Genomic DNA, 20670 nt, shown 5'->3' with positions numbered 1-20670 from the left:
TCCAACAAGTGTTCACCTATACTATCCCATTCTATTTATAAAGGCAAAACAAAAAGAGGGCGTATTCGTCCCTCCCTCTTTTTCACATATAAGCTTAATAAAAAGGGTTCCTTTAAAATAGGCAGACCAATCCCGTTCACTCTGTACACAGACAGAGCCTTTGAGCGCTATTCAATTATCGGCACAAAGTATTGAGACGTAATCTGATTAAGATCAAAGGAAGCCCCTCCGTTCATTTTAAGTTACATAAAGTGTAGCATAAGTAATTCGCTTTCACAAGGTTTAACAACCTATATCACACTAAAGAAAATCTTTATATTTTTACTTTAATCGGCATTTTTTGCGAGTTCTTTTCACAATAAAAATAACCACAGCTACAATGAATAATACACCTATAACAATAAGCACAACTTGCCACGAACTTAAGCCGCTCACCATATCACCTTTTAAATCCACTTTCTTCGTAGGAATAGACTCTTTTGCAATATGGCTTAAAGCTGTTTTATCCAACTCTGCCTCATCTAATCTCTTCGTTCCACTGCAGATAGATGTCTCTAACTTTTCCTCTCCTCTATAAGAAGAAAAGACTAAGTACTCTCCTCCCTCTGCAAAACGAAATGCACAGCTACTTACACTTGTATATATAATAACTTGCGAAGAACTTGTCCCTTTCCAAAAAGAGACAATACATATACGATTCTTTTCAAGAATCTCAAACCCTTCATTATCAATTTTAGAAGCTTTCCGTATATTATTTGGACATCACTCCTCAAATCCCTTTCCTTTTATTAAAATATATTAATTTTATTAAACAGAAAATCTTTATTGACATTTTTATAACCTGATATTAGTATCAGGTTATAAAAATAAGTTAGGAGATGTTCCTATGAATTCTAAATCTCGTATTACCGCAATTGGTACTTATGTTCCAGATCAAGTATTGTCTAATAACGATTTAGAAAAGATGATCGATACGAATGATGAATGGATTGTGCAAAGAACAGGAATGAAGGAAAGAAGGATTGCTAACGAAGACGAATACTCCTCACACTTAGCCATTAAAGCAATCGAAAATTTGTGTACAACATATAAGAAAAACTTAGAAGATATTGACTGTATCATCGTCGCTACAACTACTGCTGACTATGTTTTCCCTAGTATTGCTTGCCAAATACAACAATACTTCAACATACCTCATACACTAGCTTTTGATTTAAATGCGACTTGCGCTGGTTTCACATACGGACTGCATGTCGGTAATAGCTTAATCACTTCTGGATCACATGAAAAAGTACTCGTCATAGCGACAGAGACATTATCTAAAGTTACTGATTACACCGATAGAACGACCTGTATTTTGTTCGGTGATGGCGCTGGAGCTATTTTATTAGAAAGAGATGAAAATAAACCAAGCTTTATCGCTGCTCACATGGGAACAAATGGTGCTGGTGGCATTCATCTATACAGAACAAACTTATCTACTACTATGAATGACACACCACTGCAAACAAATGAAAAAATCGTTCAAAACGGAAGAGAAGTATATAAATGGGCAACACGCACAGTGCCAGCAGGTATAAAAGAACTATTACATACCACAAATATGCAAATAGATGATATAGACTGGTTCGTACCACACAGTGTTAACTTACGGATGATTGAATCTATTTGCGAGAAAACTGAAATTCCAATTCAAAAAACTTTAACCAGTGTAAAATACATGGGGAATACATCTTCAGCTTCCATTCCACTCGCTTTAGATTTAGCTAGAAAAGAAGGGAAATTAAATAACGGAGATACACTTTTACTGTACGGTTTTGGCGGTGGTCTTACGCATTTAGGGCTTATTGTGGAGTGGGATTTAGACTAACACTTTTTATACAGCTAACATTACGGTAAATGAAATTATATCAACGATTCCAGTTAAACTATTAGTTAATCACAAAAAGCGGCATTCAAGGATTTATTAGCTCCCTTTGAACGCCGCTTCTTTCATTTAAATTTTATTTACCTGTCCGAGACCATATCACAACTGGAATAAGCAGTAAGGCTACAGCCCCTCCCGCTAATGATAATGCCGCATAACTGGAATTAGCTACTACCATTCCTGACATCGCTCCACCTGAAGCTCCGGCTAACGCAATAAAAACATCTATTTTCCCTTGTGTTTTAGCACGTGTAGAAGGAGTTGTGGAGTCAACGATTTGAGCTGTACCACTAATCAATCCAAGGTTCCACCCTAATCCAAGTAAAGAAAGAGCAACAATTAATAATAGTAAAGAATCACTCGGTGCTATCGCAGCTATGACACCCGCTGCAAGTAAAATCATCCCACCAGCTATACTCATCGTAGTACGGCCAATTTTATCAATTAACATTCCTGTAACAAGCGATGGAAGGTACATTGCCCCTACGTGAAATCCAATGACTAGCCCTACTTCACTTAGTCCATGACCATGGTGTCCCATATGTACTGGCGTCATAGTCATAATCGCAACCATCACTATTTGAGTAAGTATCATTACGATTGCTCCAACAGTAACACCACGTTTATTTTCTATCATTTCTTCTGTTACTGGTTGCCCTTTATATGTATGTTCTTGTTTATATGTTTCTATTATGTTAGCAATAATTAACGGGTCTGGACGAAGCATAACGAAAAGGACAAGACCCGCAAGTATAAATGCCACTGCCGATAATATGAACGGACCAGCAAGGTTAGGAATTCCAATTGAATCGGCAAAATCTCCCATTACGCCTACTAAATTCGGGCCAGCTACCGCACCAAAAGTCGTCATAACCATCGTAATACTAATAGCAGTTGCTCGCTGCTTCCTATCTGCTAAATCGGTACCAGCATAACGAGCTTGTAGATTCGTCGCTGTACCTGCACCGTATATGAGTAAAGAAACTAGTAAAAGAATAATACTATTTGTTAACGCAGCCAATACAACTCCAATAGCCCCTAGTCCCCCTACTATAAACCCTGTTGCAAGTCCTATTCGGCGACCATATTTTTGCGATAACTTCCCAACAAAGAAAGCCGCTACCGCAGATCCCATTGTAAACATAGCAGCCGGTAATCCTGCATATGCATCTGTCCCAAGCATTTGCTGTGCAAGTAGTGCACCTACTGTAATACCAGCAGCTACCCCTGCTCCGCCGAACATTTGTGAAATACTTACTATTATTAACGTTCGTTTATATAATTTTTGCTGCTCTTCTTCTGTATACATATGGTTACTTATTGAAGCATCCGCCTTACCTAGCATTTTCTCACCCTCCTTTTGAAATTAATTCCTCTTGTTAATGTACTATGTTTAACGTTACATATTCAATGTCATTTTTCATCCGTCGCTTTAATTATTAAAAAATCTCTAACTATACTTTACTTATCTCATGCTATATTAAAAATACTACTATTCACAATATACAAGGAGAAAACAATGAAAAAAACACTAGAATTATGCGAAGCTTGCAAACATAATCCAGTACAGCAAATAGAAGAATCTGATGAAGCAAATCAACCTTATAAATTATGTAGCCAATGTCATGAACGTCTTATCTCGTTATCTTTACATCCAAATGAATGGTACAATCTTGCAATCGTTCATTCACCTTATAAGTATTATTTGCACGACGATTTTTATGAAGGAGATGGTGAGGCGACGCAACCAGAATTAGAGATGGATGAGCATAAACTTGCACCCGCGCCTACTTTAGAAGAAGTTCGCTCAAACTTTAAAAACTTACTTGATTACACAATGACTCGATGGTTTCTTCAAGAAGAAGAAATTGAAGCTCTTAATATGTACGATAAAAGCGAAATATTAGATGCTGTTATGAACCGCTTTTCTAACACGATAAATGGTGTAATTAAAACTCGATTACTCGAGATTGTTATATGTGTATTAGGAGAAAATGCCTCTGATTGGATAAGAAAACTGTGGAAGGAATTTGATGAAGATTTAATTGCACCTCTTTCACACGCTGCCGCTTACTGTTTACCATTTGAAGAAGCATTCCCTTTAGTAATAGAAAAGCTAAAATCAGTATTAGAATGTGAGCTTCCGACCACTTCCTTCATTTGTTTACATTCTTTTCAATCCTCAGCAATATTGGATTGGATAGAGGAAAATGCAGTATCATTTCATAGCGATTGGGGACGATTAGCTGCAGTATCACAACTAACTTGGACGCGGATTAAATCTTGGCTAACAAAAGGACAACCATTAAGTTTAATAGCACTGGAAGCAATGGTTAACTGCATACCTTCAAATGAAGATATAATATATGAAATGAATCCCAAAATTTTATTAACAGATCCTTCAGAAATAGAGTCTATTTTAATAGCATACAAAGAAAAAGACAGTGTTTCTAATGTTAAAACAAGTGTTGAAACTATTTTAGAAAACAAAACGGTAATATTTCAACATGCGAATCCTTTACAAATATCTATCAAGAAGAAACCAAAAGACTTTTTAGTTATGGATGGCACAGTACAAATTCATGAAAACAGACTGGATGAATACGTAGAATTCATTAATACAAACAACTATACCCAAGTTTACATTAATGACCTTAGGTATAGTATGGAGCATCTTGATTTTCTAGAACGCTGTCCGCAAATCGAAGCGCTACAAATTAATAGTACCTATATTACCGATTATTCAGCTTTATATAAATTAAAAAACTTAAACTCTTTATCACTAGAAGAACCACAAGTCCCTTTAAACTTAACAGCACTAGAAAGCTTTAAAAATATAGAGGAACTTTACATACAGTGGAATAAAAACATTACAGGGTTCGAATCTTGTTCTAACTTAAAAGAACTATACATTTGGAAATACAAACCGAAACAAAAAAACCTTGAAGAATTAATGTCTTTACAAAACCTTGAAAAACTAAGAATTACACAAGGGAACATTAACTCATTAAAAGGATGTAGAGCATTTCCTAAATTAAAACATTTAGAAATCAATTATGTAAGAAATTTAGAACATATTGATGAAATTGAAAACAATGCTTCAACTTTAAAATACGTCGAATTCGATCATTGCAGTAAAATTAAAAATCACGACTATTTGCGTTATTTAACAGAGTTAGAAACACTCATTCTATCAAGTTGTGGTAACATACAAAATCTACAATTCATTAAAGAGCTACCACGGTTAAAGCATTTTAGCTTCGTGGATTCTACTATTGTAGACGGCAATTTAGAGCCTTGCATCGGAATTGATTTTGTTGGCTTTAATAATAAGAGGCATTACAGTCATAAGTTTAACGAATTAAACCCAGATTTTTCATACTAGCATAAAGAAAAACAGGCTAATAGCAGCCTGTTTTTCTTTACACTTCCTCTACCACTCTTTCCCTTCTCTTTTTACTCAAAGCCTTGCCTTCCCAAAATAACAAACTTACTAAAGCACAAACTAAAATAATTGGCACACTCGCTTTATATAAATCTGTAAAACTCATAGCCATCTGATTCTTAGCATAATGATTCACATCATTCAAAAATGCGAGTACCTCTTTCTTCATACTTTCCTCTTGTCTTTCAACTTCTTTTGTCACTTGACTCATAACTTCTTCTCTTTTTACATCTCTATATTCTACTGGAACTCCGCTTAATACTTCATCCACCTTTTGGTGAATTAATTCTTCTTTTTTCTCTTTATTTAGCCCTACAAATGTTCCATTTTGTTTCTTTTCTATATTTGTTTCTATACTTTGTTTCTCTATCTTTTCTTTTGTTACTTGTAATATTTCAGTTTGCTGAGCACTATCCACATGAATATTACGCACTTTTTCTTCTGCATAACGATATACATTCTCTTTATTTACAGATAAGTTGTGTGTTAAGTTAGATACAAATATCGCTACTGCTAATACAATACCTACTTGACGTAACATCGATACGACAGTTTGAGAAGCAGTTAATAATTCCCCTTCAAACGAAGATGCACTTAAAACTGTAATTGGCCCCACTACTAAACCATATCCAACACCTAATATCATACATGGAATAATAATTTCTATATTTGTTGAATTAACGTCAATCATTTGCAACCAATAGTAGGATAGGCCCATAACAAGAAACCCTGACAAAATAATAGTTACTTTTCCAAGCTTTTTAATTAAAGTTGCTGCAACAGGTGAGATAAAAAATATCATTGCTGAAATAGGTGTCACTAGAAAAGCAGCTTCAATTTCCGTTCGGTGCTGTATTTTTGTCAAAAAAGTTGGAAGCAATACAGTAACGCCAATTAAGAATAAATTACTTAATATAACAACGATAGACGCTCCGACAAACATTCGATCTTTAAATAAATTTAAATTCACCATTGGATTATGAATCTTTCGTTCCACTAAAACAAATAGAATAAGAGAAATAGTGCTAATTACATAACAAGACAAAGCAATATTACTTTGCCATCCCCATGTATTACCTTTTACTAGTATGAGAGTAAAAGAGAAAATCGCTGAACTACTTAATATGAGCCCAATCCAATCTATTTTTGAGATAATACGTTCTTCATCTTTTATTTGTAGCATAATACAGCATAAAATGATCCCAATAATACAAATTGGAACATTGACGAAGAACACCCATCTCCATCCTAAATTTTGCGTAATAATCCCGCCTATTACTGGACCAATTGCAGCTGACAACCCCTGTGTTACTCCTAAAATGCCAAGTGCAACATGTCTCTTTGCTAATGGCATAGCCGATACACCTATTACCATACTCGTTGGAAATAAAATTGCAGCACCAATACTTTGTATAAAACGAGAAAAAATAAGAAAATCGCCTGTATTAGCAAAAGCACAAAGCACTGATCCACCACCAAAAATAATTAAACCGAGAATATACACCTTTGCTTTCCCAAAAATATCAGCTATCCGTCCTAGCGGGATTGCGAGTACTGCAATCGTCATTGTATAAACATTTAATACCCAAGACATCTTCTCTAATGAAGTATTTACACTCGATTGTATTGCTGGTAAAGCTATATTCATAATCGTTGTATCAATCATACAAAGAAAAATACCTAAGCACATTAAAAAGACAATCTTAATACCCTTTGACTGCTCCATGTTAATCTACCCCTTTATTTATTGCGAACACAGTTTCTATTCTTTTGTTTTATTGCTTTCTTTCACTTCTAATTGCTGTAACTTCCTCTTCAACGTCTCTACTTGTGCACTATATGATGCAATACCTACATCGAGCGAAATTTCTTCAACGAAAGTAATACCTTCTCTCCATTGTTCATATTTCAAACGAAGATCTGCAATGTACGCTTCTTTCCTTTCAATTTCGTCTTCAATCCATTTTTTTATCGCCTTATGATCACTATAATTACCAAAATACATCCTCATTAAAAAATCTGAACGTAAAACGTCTTTCTCTACATCCGTTTGCATGTATTGATAAAACTCTTCACGCCCTTCATCTGTAATAAAGTACATTTTCTTATTCGGTTTCCCTTCTTGCATAACAACCTCTTTTTTTATTTTCCCCTCTTTTTCTAATTGTCTTAAAGTTGGGTAAATCATTCCAAAGCTTCCATCAAAAAAATGAGTAAATACATCTTCAAACAAAATTTTAATATCATAACCAGACAATTCTTTTTCCATTAATAAACCTAAAACAACATCTCTTCCCTTCAAAATAAGACCCCCACATAGCATATAATCAATAATCATATTAACAATGTTAATATGATTATTGATTATATACCTTATTCTGTAAATTGTAAAATGTTTCTAACTAAAAAAGCTGCCCTGTAATTTGGTTTTTCCAAATTACAGGACAGCCTCTCTTCATATTTCCTACACAAAACTTTTTACTATTTAACTCCTACATCTTGCATAGATTCAGTTTCCTTTTTCTTACCTTCTTTTATTTCATAGTAATAAGAAGGTAATTCTATATTATGCTCTAAGAAATAGTCCTCAATTAATGTAGTAATCACTTTCAATGTTTTCAAACGAGCGTATAATTTATCATTACTCGCAATAATATTCCATTTAGCATTCGGCTTATTTGTTTCTTCAAACATATCTTCCATTGCTTCGACATACTCATCCCATTTTTCACGATTACGCCAGTCTTCGTCTGTAATTTTCCATCTTTTAAGAGGGTTGTTCTCTCTTTCTGTAAATCTTTTTAATTGTTCGTCTTTACTAATATGATAGAAAAACTTTCCGATTATGTAATGATCATCAGTTAATAGTTTTTCGAAATCATTAATTTCACCATACGCTCTCGTCCACTCTTCTTTTGTAGCAAAACCTTCAACACGTTCAACTAATACACGCCCATACCAAGAACGGTCGAATATAGTAATTTGCCCATATTGAGGAAGTTTCCGCCAAAAACGTTGCAAATAATGATACCGTTTTTCATGAGGAGCAGGCGCGCCAATTGGATTTACTTGGAATCCACGCGGATCAAGATGTTCAGTCACTCGCTTAATTGCTCCGCCTTTACCTGCTGCATCCCAACCTTCCATAACGAGCATAACAGCGATTTTTTCTTCTTTTAAAATTTGCTGCAATGCTAATAAGCGCATTTGATATTTTTCGAGTTTTTTATTGTACTTAGATTTTGATTCAATTCTTTTCGTTACATCTACTTTAGCAAGATGTCCATTTTCCATAAAACAAATCCCCCTTGTTGTATGACAATGTTATTTTAACATATTATTGGGAATTTTTTCATATTAGTACACCTCTTGATTCACGTTTTCAATGAAGAACAGAAATGATAAATCACATCTGCAAATACTTTATAGCAACATCATCAAAGAACGTATATTCCTATTAACTCTTTTCGATAATTACCTTCTAAATTATATATTCATTGATTTTGCCTCACATCGGCTCAATGCTACATAACATGCTCCATATACACCGGCATCATTATGTAATGATGCTAAAGCGATGTTCGTCTTATTTTGATAAATGTCCATTACTTTGTCGTGGAACCTTTCCTGAATTTCTCTCAAAAATGGTTCACCTTGTTCTGTAATACCTCCCCCTATAATAATTAATTCGGGGTTGAACATATGGGTAATATTCACTAAACCAGTAACAACATACTGCAAAAACTGATCATATACATTTTTCGCCAACTGCTCTCCTATATATATACGTTCTATAATTTCTTCACCTGTAATTGTACCTATCTCTATTCCTTGTATTTTAGATGCTTCTTTATATTGACGAATCAGCGCCGAAGTCGATGCATACCTCTCGTAACACCCTGCTCCACCGCAACTACATTTTTCTCCATTATGAAGAATTATCATATGGCCAAGCTCTCCGGCTAGCCCTTTTGCTCCCTGAAGCAATTGGCCATTTGTAATAATCCCACTACCAATCCCGGTTCCAAGTGTTATTAAAACAATATGTTCTTTACCTCTCCCCGCTCCTTTCCACATTTCACCGAGACAAGCTGAACGAACATCATTTTCAACAGTTGCCACGTACCCTGTCTCACTATAAATGTAATCTGCTATTTTTGTACCACTATATCCCGGAATATTAGCAGAAAACATAACTTCTCCTTTTATATTATCAATAATCCCACATGATGATATACCAACAGAATGAATTGTATAACTCTTTTCAAACTCATGTATTACTTCACAAATGCGATGCAAAATTTCTTTTTTTTGATTTTGTCCTGGTGTGTTTATTTTTCCTTGTTCATATACTATTCCTTGTTCATCAATCATTGCATATTTAATAAAAGTTCCTCCAATATCAAAACAAGCAATACACTTCACCATATTTCTCCCCTCCCTACTTTTACACAATTGTAATTTCATTATAGAATTTCTCTACAGTTTTAAGCTGTATATAACCTGTCGCTTGCTCAGCTGCATTCGCCATTCCACACGCCACTGCTAATCGAAGTGCATCCTTTACCTCAGCGAGTGCAAACGTTATTCCTGCTACCATTGCATCTCCTGAGCCAACAGCATTGATAGAGTTTATTTCTGAAATAATTGCCCTAATGCTTTCAACTTTCGTGATAAGTATCGCCCCTTCTCTTCCAAGTGACAGAAGAACATACTGCACGCCTCCCTCGCATATTTTAGTTGCTTCCGCAATCATTTCTTCCTGTGATACATGCTCCTTTTGAAGCAACTGGCAAATTTCTTGCCTGTTTGGTTTAATTAAGAATGGCTTTCCTTGTATGCCATGAAATAATGGCTCTCCACTTGTATCTAATATAAATTTCTTACCATTTTCAGCAGCTTTTTGTGCCAACTGTTTATAAAATGAGTTTGGGATACCCTTAGGTAAACTTCCCGATGCAACAATAAACTCAAAATCTTTTACTATTCTTTCATATTTTTTTATAAAAAGAGCTATTTCATCCTCCGAAATAGCTGGACCTACTTCTAATACTTCAGTAGCCGAAGCAGAATTTTTTGTTACTAACGCTAAACAATTGCGAGTTTCTTCTTTCACGGAAACAAACTCATCTATAATTGATAGTTCTTTCAATTCTCCTCTTATGAACTCACCATTTCTACCACCAAGTAAACCAATACCTGTTACCGCTTCTCCTAGCAACCGAATTACTCTCGATACATTAATTCCTTTTCCACCCGCAGTTTTTTCATAGTCCTTCGTGCGATGCACTTTGTGTGGTTTTAATTCTCCTAATTCATATCGCATATCAACAGATGGATTCAATGTAATTGTCGCAATCATAAAAATATCTCCCTACACTCGATTCAAACTTTTGCACATCTTTATTTTATCCGCAACAACTTGTTTCATGGCCAGAATTGCATCTGAAAAATATTTACGCGGGTCATTTTCTTCTGGATTAGTATGTAAATAATGGCGTAATGCTGTTACAAATACAATTTTTAATTCTGTGGCGATATTCACTTTACAAATTCCTAAGCGAATTGTTTCTTGGACTAGACTGTCCGATAATCCAGATGCTCCATGTAGTACAAGCGGAATATCAACTTGCTTCCGAATTTTTGTTAATCTTTGTAAATCTAATTTTGGTTCCCCTTTATATAGCCCGTGAGCCGTCCCAATTGCAACTGCTAGTGAATCAATGTTGGTACGTTCTACAAATTCTTTAGCTTGATAAGGATCTGTATAAATTGAGTTTTCTACTATTATATCTTCTTCTATTCCTAATAATTGCCCTAACTCAGCTTCTACTGTTGCTCCATATTGTTTTGCATACGCCACAACTTCCTGAACAATCTGAATATTCCTTTCAAACAGATGATTTGATGCATCGATCATAATAGAACGAACTCCTAAATCGATACAATTTTTAATATCTTTTATATCTTCATGATGATCCAAATGTAGGCTGATTGGTATATCATATCGCTTCCTTGCTGCTTCAATCATATACAAAAGATATTCTTTTCCCATATATTTTATCGTACCTGGTGTAGCAGCAATAATAACAGGTGACCTAAGTTCTACTGCGGTTTCAATTACCGCTTTTAAAGTTTCTAAATTATGAATATTAAAAGCAGGAACCGCATAGCCATTTTCTTGTGCATTTCTCAGTATAAATTGAGTTGAAACAAGCATATTCTCAAATCCTTTCTTTTTTCTTTTTATATTTCATTTCTCCCCCGACAAATGTCCCTATAAGGTTTAAATCCTCTGTTAATATAAGAAAATCAGCTCTTTTCCCTGGTGCAATACTTCCAATTTCATTGTCAACTCCAATACTTTTAGCCGGTATTAGCGAACCCATATGGACGCTTTCCCATAACGATGCATTTGTCCATTTCTCCATATTCTTCACACCATCAATAAATCGAAGTGTGCTTCCCGCTAAAGATCCCGCCTCTGTTCGGGCAATTCCTTCTTTTACATGGACAACAAATTCCCCTAAATTATATGCACCATCCCCTAATACGCCTGCTCGCATACAGTCACTAACTAAACAAGTTTTATCATATCCTTTACATTTATATAAAATATTCACTACACTCGGATGGACATGATGTCCATCTGGAATGATTTCACCATACACACCCTCAGTAGAAAGTACTGCCCCAACAACGCCAGGTTCACGATGATGTAACCCCTTCATTCCATTAAACGTATGCACAAAGATTGTCGCTCCTGCCTGAATCGCTTTCTGACATACCTCATAGTTTGCATTCGTATGACCAATTGCTACACGGATATTCTTTTTCACAGCTTGCTGTATAAACGTAATAGCACCTTTTCTCTCTGGTGCCATTGCAATTTTTTTAACCGTCCCTTCTGATGCAATAATCCACTCCTCTAATAATTCAATAGTTGGATCAATAAAATACTTTGGGTTTTGTGCACCTTTATAGACTTCCGTAAAACAAGGTCCCTCAAGAAAAGATCCAATAATACTTGCCCCTGCCACTCCCCTCTTTTTTGCATGAGCTATATTCCTTAAGGATCTTACTGTATTTTCTAAAGAATCAGTTAATATAGTTGACAAAAAGCTCGTAACACCATTTTCCAATAACATAATAGAAATATTATTTAACGATTCATATGTGCTATCCATTACATCATGTCCCGCTACACCGTGAATATGCGTATCAACAAATCCTGGAGAAATAATACTTCCTTCAAAATCCATTACCAGCGCTCCGTCTACTGTTTCTTCAACATGTTTTAGAAAGTAGCCATTTACAATATGTAAATATCCACTTTCACAAACACCATCTTCTAGTAGATACATAGATGCTTTGACGTAATAATTCATAAATTGCTATTCCTTTCCTTTATAAGGATGTACTGTTACCCCTTGAACGATACGATTTACACTTCCACTCGGACAAGGATTATCTGGAGTAATCCCTAACGCAATAGATTTATATAGCGCTAAAATTTGACCATATAATACATAAATGAACGTGATATATATGTCATCTTTCATGTCTCGCCCATCATTACATAAAAACGTATTACAATGCTGCCTTGCTTCCTGATTATCTTGATGTGCTATAACAATAATCTCGCTTCTTTCTTTCTCTTGAAAAATCTCTTTTAATAAATCAAGATCATATTTTTTCGTATGTTCATCATTAGATAAAAATAATACAACAACTGTATCCTTATCTAAAATTGATTTCGGTCCATGTCTAAACCCAAGCGGTGTGTCAAACATAACTGGGATACGCCCAGCAGTTAACTCTAAAAATTTTAAAGCAGCCTCTCGAGAAAGTCCTTCAAATACACCTGATCCTAAAAATACAATTTTATGAAATTCTTTTTCTGCAATTCTTTGAATTTCTCGTTCTTGTTTTTCGATAACATCTTTTCCTAAACTTACAATATCCATAATGCTAGATTCTAAAAGGTGGATATGATTATAGTTACATAACATAAGCGCACTTAACATCATAGAGGTAAAACTTCCTGTCATCGCGAACCCTTGATCATTTGCCCCCTTCGGCATATACATAACAAAAGAGTTCTCTTTATGTTGAAATTGCTTCGCTAAATTTCCTTCTTCATTACATGTTAAAATAATATGATAAACTGAATGAATAATTTGTTCTCCTAACTCAACTGCCGCTACACTTTCTGGACTATTACCAGAGCGGGCAAAAGATACTAAAACTGTTGGGATGTCCGGCTGAAGATAGTAATAAGGACTTGAGACTATATTTGTTGTTGGAATACTTTCAATGTGCATTTTCTTTAAATTTGTTATTCTTTTGATATACGGAACAATTGTGTCTCCAACAAAAGCGGATGTCCCTGCACCAGTGAAAATAACTCGCACTTGTTCATGCTTTCTTGAAATACGTGAAAAGAAATCTATAATTTCATAATGATTACTTTGAAAATTCGAATATACTTGCTCCCAAAGATCTGGCTGTTGTGCAATCTCTTTCGCTGTAAAACATGCTCCATATGTTTCTCTTACTTCATCATTTGCATGTAATAACATTTGAGACCCCCCTTATTATTAGTTCACATCTTATCACGTCATCATTACCAGTTGAATTACAATAAGTATAATTATACTTATTGTAATTCAACTGTGTAAGTAAATTTATCTCCTCTTGCAATTGTCTGTGTGTATTCGATTATATTTTCTTTCGCATATGCAATCCGTTCTAGTGATAAAGATGGTTCATTCTCTTCAATTTGTAGCCATATTGCATGCTCTTTTTCTGCTGCAATCGCTTTGAAGCTTTCCGCTGCGCGCGTGATATGGACTTGATATTTTGTACGGAAAATCTCATACATTGGTGTTTCTTCTAACTCTTTCTTCGTTAAATATGGAAAGAACTTTACAGGAATATAAGATGTTTCAAATAGCATTGGTTCTTTATCAGCTAACCTTAGTCTAGTGATTTGATAAACCTCTTCTTCAAAATCAAGATTCATAATTTTCGCTATTTTCTTATCGCAATGAATAATGGAAAATGATACGACGGTTGATGACGGAACTTTTCCAAACTTTTTCATTTCTTCTGTGAAACTATAAAAGCGAACAAGACTTTGATTAAATACACGAGGTGAGACAAAACTACCTTTACCATGTTTTTTATAAATATATCCTTCTTTTTCTAATTCCTGCATCGTCTGTCTCACTGTTGTTCTACTTACATCATGAATCTCACATAACTCCCGTTCGGATGGAAGCTTATCATGTTCTTGTAAATTCCCAGTTTCAATTTGTCCTACAATAATATCCATTAATTGATAATATAATGGTGTTCGATTATCTTTTACAATCATGTTTTACTCCCTCATCTATAAAGTTGTTATAACCAGTTTATGGCTATTATATCGAATGAAAATAGGAATTACCATCACTTTCTCACATACGAAGATAAGCTTATTCCATCGGTAAAAACTCATTTCAACTGTACGTTTAGTTTGTCCCTTTATATGCACTCTTCTCACTTCGCTGGATTCATCGCTTCTTTTAACCCTGTCACATATTGCTTAAGAGATACCGTTTCACCCGTTATTCTTGATCTTTCAGCTGCAAAAGCAATCAAATGACTATTTGCCGAAGTCATTGCAGACGTTAAACTTTCTGTTTTATTGCTTTTTACTTTTTCGATGAAATCAGTCATAATTGCATTATCTGCTCCCATATGTCCACCTTCTATTGTTTCTGGGTAAACAGTTTCAACCTCACCAGAAAAATATTTGACCTTCAATTCATTTAGTACATCATGACCATGAATTTCACCATGTGTGCCCATAATTTTAAACGTACGGCAACACTCTTTCGTAAATGCAGACATTGTAAAAGCAACTGTTACATCATTATCAAACAGCAAATTTACAACTTGATGATCCACAACATCATTGTCACAATGGTACACACAACGCCCATAAGGTCCTTTTTTTAGTGCCTCCAGTCTATTTTCAATACTTGTATCAATAGAAACTACATTCGCCGGCCATTCATCTCTCTCATGTAAATACCACTTTAAAGCAGAATATTGGCAACTTTCCTCAACTTCACAACCATCTGTACATCGTAGCGTCGAACCCTTAGGTGCATGTTCAGATTTAAAATGAGTCAAACTTCCAAAAGATGAAATCTTTTCACATTCTGCACCAACAAGCCATTGTAGCACATCCATATCATGACAACATTTTTGCAAAATCATTGAACTTGATTCAGACTTATTACGCCAATTTCCTCTTACAAAGCTATGTGCTTGATGCCAATGACCTACATTTTCATTCCATTGAATCGAAACGATATCCCCTATCTTCTTTTGATCAACAATTTCTTTTAAAGACCGATAAAATGGTGCATACCTTAATACGTGACATACGGTTAATAACACGTTATATTTCGTTGCAGCCTCTGCAATTTCCAATGCCTCTATAGGGCTTGGTGACATTGGCTTTTCTAATAAAATTTTGTATCCCTTCTCAATTGCTTGCATAACAGGTTTATAATGAAACCGATCTGGCGAACAAATAAGCAATACATCACAAAACTTTTCTTTCGCTAATAACTCTTCCCATGTTTCAAATTGCATATTTTCCGAAACGCTATGCATTTCAGAGAATTTCCGTCTTTTTACATTATCCAATTCTGCAACTGCAACAAAGGTTATCTCTGTTGGATGTTCTAACGCGTAAGAAGCATAAGCGTACATTCCACGACTTCCTGCCCCAATTAAGGCTGCTGTAATCATAAGTATCCTCTCCTATTCTATTATTCTTATTTTCCACCTGTAATTGTAATTCCTTCAATAAATTGTTTTTGCAAAAATACAAATAATAACAACATTGGTAAAATCGCTAAAAATGATCCTGCCATTAACACCGGATAGTTTGTTGCATATTGTCCCTGTAGTGAAGATAAACCAACTGACAATGTCATCATATCTGGTGAATTATTTACAATCATCGGCCACATCAATTCATTCCAAGACCAAAGTGTTGTAAATATACCAAGCGCAATTAAACCTGGTTTTGCAAGTGGCAGCATAACATACCAATAAATTTGGAAATGATTGCAACCATCTAATCTTGCTGCTTCTTCTAGTTCCTTTGGAACACCCATAAAAAACTGACGTAATAAAAAGGTACCAAATGCACTAAATAACCCAGGCACAATTACTGCTTGTAATGTATTCAACCAATCCAGTTTTACCATAATTAAATATTGCGGGAGTAAAAATACTTGAGCTGGAACCATTAAGACAGAGAGGGTTAGTAAAAACAATATATTTCTACCTGGAAATTGTATTCTAGCAAAAGCATACGCTGCTAATGAGCATAAAAATAACTGACCGACCGTTCTAGCTATTGTAACAATTAAAGTGTTCATCATAAATTTTAAAAATGGTAATAAGTTGAATACTTCCGTATAGTTACTCCACATAAATTGAGACGGGATAATAACTGGTGGAACTTGAACGGATTCTGCATATGTCTTTAGAGACGTTAATATCATCCAAATAAAAGGACCAATGGTTAATAAAGCACCTATGATGAGCATTGCATGAATCATAATCGTATTTTTATTGACTGCACCTACTCTTTTATTCATCATAATGCACCCACTTTTTCTGTAATATCATTTGAATCGCTGTAATGACTAATATAATAATTAATAATACAACTGCTATGGCTGCCGAATATCCTTTTTCATTTAAAATAAAGGCATTTTGATAAAATAAATAAACAATAGATTGTGTGTTTTCAATTACATTACTTGTTCTACCAATCATCATAAAGATGAGATCGAATACTTGAAATGCTCCAATTAAAGACATAATCGTTACAAAGAAAATAACTGGTGATAAAAGTGGCAATGTAATCTTAAAAAAAATTGTAATTGGCCGGGCTCCATCCATAATTGCTGCTTCATAGTATGTTTTAGGGATGTTTTGGAGACCTGATAGAAAAATAACCATGTTATACCCTATCCCACCCCAAATCGCAACTATAACAATTGAATATAATGCAATGTTTGGATTGGTAAGCCAATTAGGACCATCAATTCCAAACCATGATAATATGTAATTGAGTAGCCCATAGTCAGAATTATAGATCCATTTCCATACCATCGCGATTGCAGCCGGCATTGTAATAACAGGTAAAAAATATAATGTTCTATAAAGGGATTTCCCTTTAATGTTTTGGTTTAATAGTACTGCTAGTATGATGGATAAAAATATACCAATTGGAACGGTAAGTACGATATAAATAAATGTATTTTGAAATGCCTTTCCTAAATCTTTATCAGTAAACATCTTTTTATAGTTTTCTAATCCAATCCATTCATAGCTACCAAACGCATCCCACGCTGTAAAACTAAAATAAATATTTTGCAAAATTGGCCACATATAAAAAATGAATAACCCTAACATAGTTGGGGCAATCATGATATATGCCCATATATAATCTAATTTCTTTTTCTTTTTATATTTTTTTTGTATTTGTGTGTTTTTTTGATCCACTATCTTTATTGATAGATTCTCCATCTCTTCACTCCTCCCATAATTTTTGATTTAAAGCAAGGAGAGGATCCCTCTCCTTATTTTTTAGAAAGAATTTCATTTGCTTTCTCTGTTAATTCTTTTGTTGCTTCTTCAACATTCACCTCTCCTCCCCATACTCTTTTTAATGTTTTTGTTTCCTGCTCCCATAAAGCCCCTGTATTTTTCACACTTGGTAATGGGTAAGAATAGTCGACTCCAGTGATATACGCTTGTAAATTCAAGTTTGGAACGGATTTAACCCATGCTTCTTGTGTTCCATTAAAAGCAGGAATGACTGTTCCAGTTTCTGCAAATACATCTGCGGCCTCTTTAGAACCTAAATATTTTATAAATTCCCAAGCTGCATCTGGATATTTTGTTTTCGCTGAGATAACATTTGCTAGACCATGAATCATAACAGCTCTTTCTTTCCCTTTTGGCATAACAGCAATATTTAAATCAGGATTTTTCTTATATTCTGGTACCATCCATGGCCCATCAAAAATCATCGCTACTTTACCTGATAAAAACAAATCAGATGCTGTTGTCTCTGTCATTTGAGCAAATGTTGGTGATAATCCTTCTTTAATAAAACTAATGTTATAATTAAGTGCGTCAATTGCTTCTGGTTTATTAAATCCAACTGTTTTTTTATCTTTAGCAAGAACATATCCTTTGTTTTGGTAAATAAGATCATAATAGCCACCTTGATTACCCATCGCTGCTGCAAATCCCCATACATTTTTTTCCTTTTTTGTCAATTTCTTTGCTGTTTCTTTCATTTTCTCCCAGTCCCATGAATCATCTGGATAAGCTACTCCAGCTTCATCAAATAATTTTTTATTGTACCAAAGTGCCGTTGTATCAAAATCTTTTGGAATACCATATGTTTTATTATCCACTGTATATAAATCAACTAAAGATTTCGGATAATTTTCTAGTTTATACTTATCCTTTTTCGCTTTATCATCCAAAGGCATCAATACTTTTCCCGAAGCGTATTTCACGACATTTGGTCCATTCATCCAAAATACATCTGGCAATGCATTTCCTGTTGCTGCTGTTTCAAGCTTCTGAAAATACTGCCCATACGCTGTTAATTCTATTTTCACTTTAATATTCGGATGTTTTTCATTAAACTGTTGAACCACTTTCTCCACTGCTGGTAGTTGTTTCTTATCCCAAAGTGCATACCGTAATTCTACTTTTTCATCTTTAGATGACGTGTTAACCTTTTCGCCACTATTAGAACATCCCACTACCGCCAATAGCAATACTGACAAAAAGAAAATAAACCACTTTTTCATCTCATTCCCTCCTCTATAAACAATCATCTATATAACAAAATCTTTACTTACGTTTCTTGTAACTCACTGATGATAAATTAAACTAATAAAAGCAACTTTACAAAAGGTCTGAAACGCCTTGTTAATAAAGCGTTTATAAACTTAATTTTATTAATCTATAAAGACAATGCTCTTCTCTCCCTTCTCTATCAATTTAAGTAGACTTATGTCATTATCAGTTGAAGGAATAAACTATCATTGATATATTATTTATACATATACCAATTCGATAACGACATGATGTTGTCATTACCAGTTGTTATGAAGTATAACACTATCACTTTTTCCTTCGCAATATATTTTCTGAATCTTTTGATTTTTTTATTGATTATATTCTATTTAATTTTATATGCCGCTAACATAAGTAGAAATATTTTTCTAATCCATTACCCCTATAAAATTTGTTATTAATAAATAATATAAAAATAAGGAGTGTTTATATGATTCAACAATTAAAAAGATATTACGATAAAGATATAAAAATTAATGAAGCAATACTTTCTGAAGATTTTAGTTGGTTTTTAATTGACGGGAATAGAGTAGGAATTCGTAAATCTCGCTTACACCAAAGGGAGTGTCAACTACTTTCCTCTCTCTTAACTCCCCTCTATACTGAAACATGTTTTGAAACAGAAAAAGAAAAGTATTGGCACGAAGCGTTATATCAAAGTAAAGATATTCAAATAACATCTGTGCGCTTTTTACACTTCTTCACAACGCATCCTATAGTGGAACGTGATGAATTTCATAATGCTTTACAGTCGATACTTGATTTTGATACCCCTACAATATGGGAAACTTCACAAACTGGAGTTCTCATCTTAGCAGAGAATATATCTGAATATAGATTGCAAACAGCCCTTGATACGCTAGAAACAGATTTTTTTATATCCTTATCCTTTTTTGTCGGCAGACACTACACCCAAACAAATCAAATTTCTCACCTGTATCAATGGGAGCGAAATTTATTTTCTTTTCTTTCTCCCTATTTATCAAAGAAAATTACATATATTGAACAACTCCTTCCTTACCAATTAATGATCTCATTACCAAAAGAAAAGAGGGAAAAATATACACATCATTTATTAGCGCAGGTTTCCAGTGATAAAGAACTAATAGAGAGTGTTAAAGTATTCTTCCAATGTAATTTAAATGTATCACTTGCTGCCAAGCAATTATATTTGCATCGAAATACCTTACAGTATCGAATTGATAAATTTATTGAAAAAACAGGTTTGAATATAAAAACATTTGAAGGTGCTGTGGCTGTTTATATGGCCTTTCTTTCTTTGAACATCTCGTAATTTTGCATAAAAAAAGTAACATTTTTTGTGCAACTTGCCGATTCA

Annotated in this window: 18 protein-coding genes; 3 read left to right on the top strand and 15 right to left on the bottom strand. The window is 34.3% G+C overall.

Annotated elements, in window-relative coordinates:
• Positions 1–321: 321 nt before the first annotated feature.
• The gene (locus tag ABH955_RS16235; RefSeq protein ID WP_404456269.1) at positions 322–510 is read right to left on the bottom strand and encodes a hypothetical protein; all 189 of its coding nucleotides are present in this window, start codon (positions 508–510) and stop codon (positions 322–324) included.
• A gap of 376 nt (positions 511–886) precedes the next feature.
• Between ABH955_RS16235 and ABH955_RS16230 the strand changes: the two genes are divergently transcribed.
• On the top strand, positions 887–1870 hold the full coding sequence (locus ABH955_RS16230; protein ID WP_404456266.1) for a ketoacyl-ACP synthase III: 984 nt from the start codon (positions 887–889) through the stop codon (positions 1868–1870).
• Positions 1871–2003: 133 nt separating this feature from the next.
• Here the strand turns inward: ABH955_RS16230 and ABH955_RS16225 are convergent, their stop codons facing one another.
• Positions 2004–3272 (bottom strand): MFS transporter, encoded by a 1269-nt coding sequence (locus ABH955_RS16225; protein ID WP_404491360.1) that lies wholly within the window; start codon positions 3270–3272, stop codon positions 2004–2006.
• Between the two features lie 174 nt (positions 3273–3446).
• Here ABH955_RS16225 and ABH955_RS16220 point away from each other — a divergent pair, with 174 nt between their 5' ends.
• Positions 3447–5312 (top strand): leucine-rich repeat domain-containing protein, encoded by a 1866-nt coding sequence (locus ABH955_RS16220; RefSeq protein ID WP_404444478.1) that lies wholly within the window; start codon positions 3447–3449, stop codon positions 5310–5312.
• A gap of 37 nt (positions 5313–5349) precedes the next feature.
• Here ABH955_RS16220 and ABH955_RS16215 read toward each other — a convergent pair whose 3' ends face one another.
• From ABH955_RS16215 to ABH955_RS16155, 13 genes are all read right to left on the bottom strand, one after another.
• On the bottom strand, positions 5350–7098 hold the full coding sequence (locus tag ABH955_RS16215; protein ID WP_404456260.1) for an MFS transporter: 1749 nt from the start codon (positions 7096–7098) through the stop codon (positions 5350–5352).
• A 36-nt stretch (positions 7099–7134) separates the two neighbouring features.
• Complete coding sequence (locus ABH955_RS16210) at positions 7135–7674, bottom strand: PadR family transcriptional regulator (RefSeq protein ID WP_404444484.1); 540 nt, start codon at positions 7672–7674, stop codon at positions 7135–7137.
• A 179-nt stretch (positions 7675–7853) separates the two neighbouring features.
• Positions 7854–8666 carry a polyphosphate kinase 2 family protein gene (locus tag ABH955_RS16205; RefSeq protein ID WP_404456493.1) on the bottom strand — a complete coding sequence of 271 codons (813 nt, stop codon included), beginning with the start codon at positions 8664–8666 and terminating at the stop codon, positions 7854–7856.
• A 192-nt stretch (positions 8667–8858) separates the two neighbouring features.
• Positions 8859–9800, bottom strand: a complete 942-nt coding sequence (locus tag ABH955_RS16200; RefSeq protein WP_404444490.1) for an ROK family protein — start codon at positions 9798–9800, stop codon at positions 8859–8861.
• 19 nt (positions 9801–9819) lie between these two features.
• Complete coding sequence (locus tag ABH955_RS16195; RefSeq protein ID WP_404456257.1) at positions 9820–10734, bottom strand: 1-phosphofructokinase family hexose kinase; 915 nt, start codon at positions 10732–10734, stop codon at positions 9820–9822.
• Positions 10735–10746: 12 nt separating this feature from the next.
• Complete coding sequence (locus ABH955_RS16190; RefSeq protein WP_404491358.1) at positions 10747–11592, bottom strand: tagatose-bisphosphate aldolase subunit GatY; 846 nt, start codon at positions 11590–11592, stop codon at positions 10747–10749.
• 4 nt (positions 11593–11596) lie between these two features.
• A complete protein-coding gene (nagA, locus tag ABH955_RS16185; RefSeq protein WP_404456251.1) occupies positions 11597–12760 on the bottom strand; it encodes an N-acetylglucosamine-6-phosphate deacetylase in 1164 nt (387 codons plus the stop codon).
• 6 nt (positions 12761–12766) lie between these two features.
• Positions 12767–13954, bottom strand: a complete 1188-nt coding sequence (locus ABH955_RS16180) for an SIS domain-containing protein (RefSeq protein WP_404491356.1) — start codon at positions 13952–13954, stop codon at positions 12767–12769.
• A 77-nt stretch (positions 13955–14031) separates the two neighbouring features.
• On the bottom strand, positions 14032–14751 hold the full coding sequence (locus ABH955_RS16175) for a GntR family transcriptional regulator (RefSeq protein ID WP_002086331.1): 720 nt from the start codon (positions 14749–14751) through the stop codon (positions 14032–14034).
• A 164-nt stretch (positions 14752–14915) separates the two neighbouring features.
• Entirely contained in the window at positions 14916–16181 is a 1266-nt protein-coding gene (locus tag ABH955_RS16170; protein WP_404456245.1) for a Gfo/Idh/MocA family protein, read from the bottom strand.
• A 26-nt stretch (positions 16182–16207) separates the two neighbouring features.
• Entirely contained in the window at positions 16208–17041 is an 834-nt protein-coding gene (locus tag ABH955_RS16165) for a carbohydrate ABC transporter permease (RefSeq protein WP_404456490.1), read from the bottom strand.
• The gene (locus tag ABH955_RS16160; protein WP_404444509.1) at positions 17034–17978 is read right to left on the bottom strand and encodes a carbohydrate ABC transporter permease; all 945 of its coding nucleotides are present in this window, start codon (positions 17976–17978) and stop codon (positions 17034–17036) included. The genes ABH955_RS16165 and ABH955_RS16160 overlap by 8 nt, the downstream gene beginning before the upstream one ends.
• A 53-nt stretch (positions 17979–18031) precedes the next feature.
• Entirely contained in the window at positions 18032–19282 is a 1251-nt protein-coding gene (locus tag ABH955_RS16155) for an ABC transporter substrate-binding protein (protein ID WP_404491354.1), read from the bottom strand.
• Positions 19283–19761: 479 nt separating this feature from the next.
• On the opposite strand from ABH955_RS16155, the gene ABH955_RS16150 reads away from it, so the two are divergent.
• Positions 19762–20625 (top strand): PucR family transcriptional regulator, encoded by an 864-nt coding sequence (locus ABH955_RS16150; RefSeq protein WP_404456239.1) that lies wholly within the window; start codon positions 19762–19764, stop codon positions 20623–20625.
• Positions 20626–20670 lie beyond the last annotated feature (45 nt).

Source organism: Bacillus sp. RC240 (assembly GCF_044907945.1).
GTDB lineage: Bacteria > Bacillota > Bacilli > Bacillales > Bacillaceae_G > Bacillus_A > Bacillus_A mycoides.
Note: the sequence above shows the minus strand (reverse complement) of the source record. Positions and strands in the feature narration are given on the sequence as shown.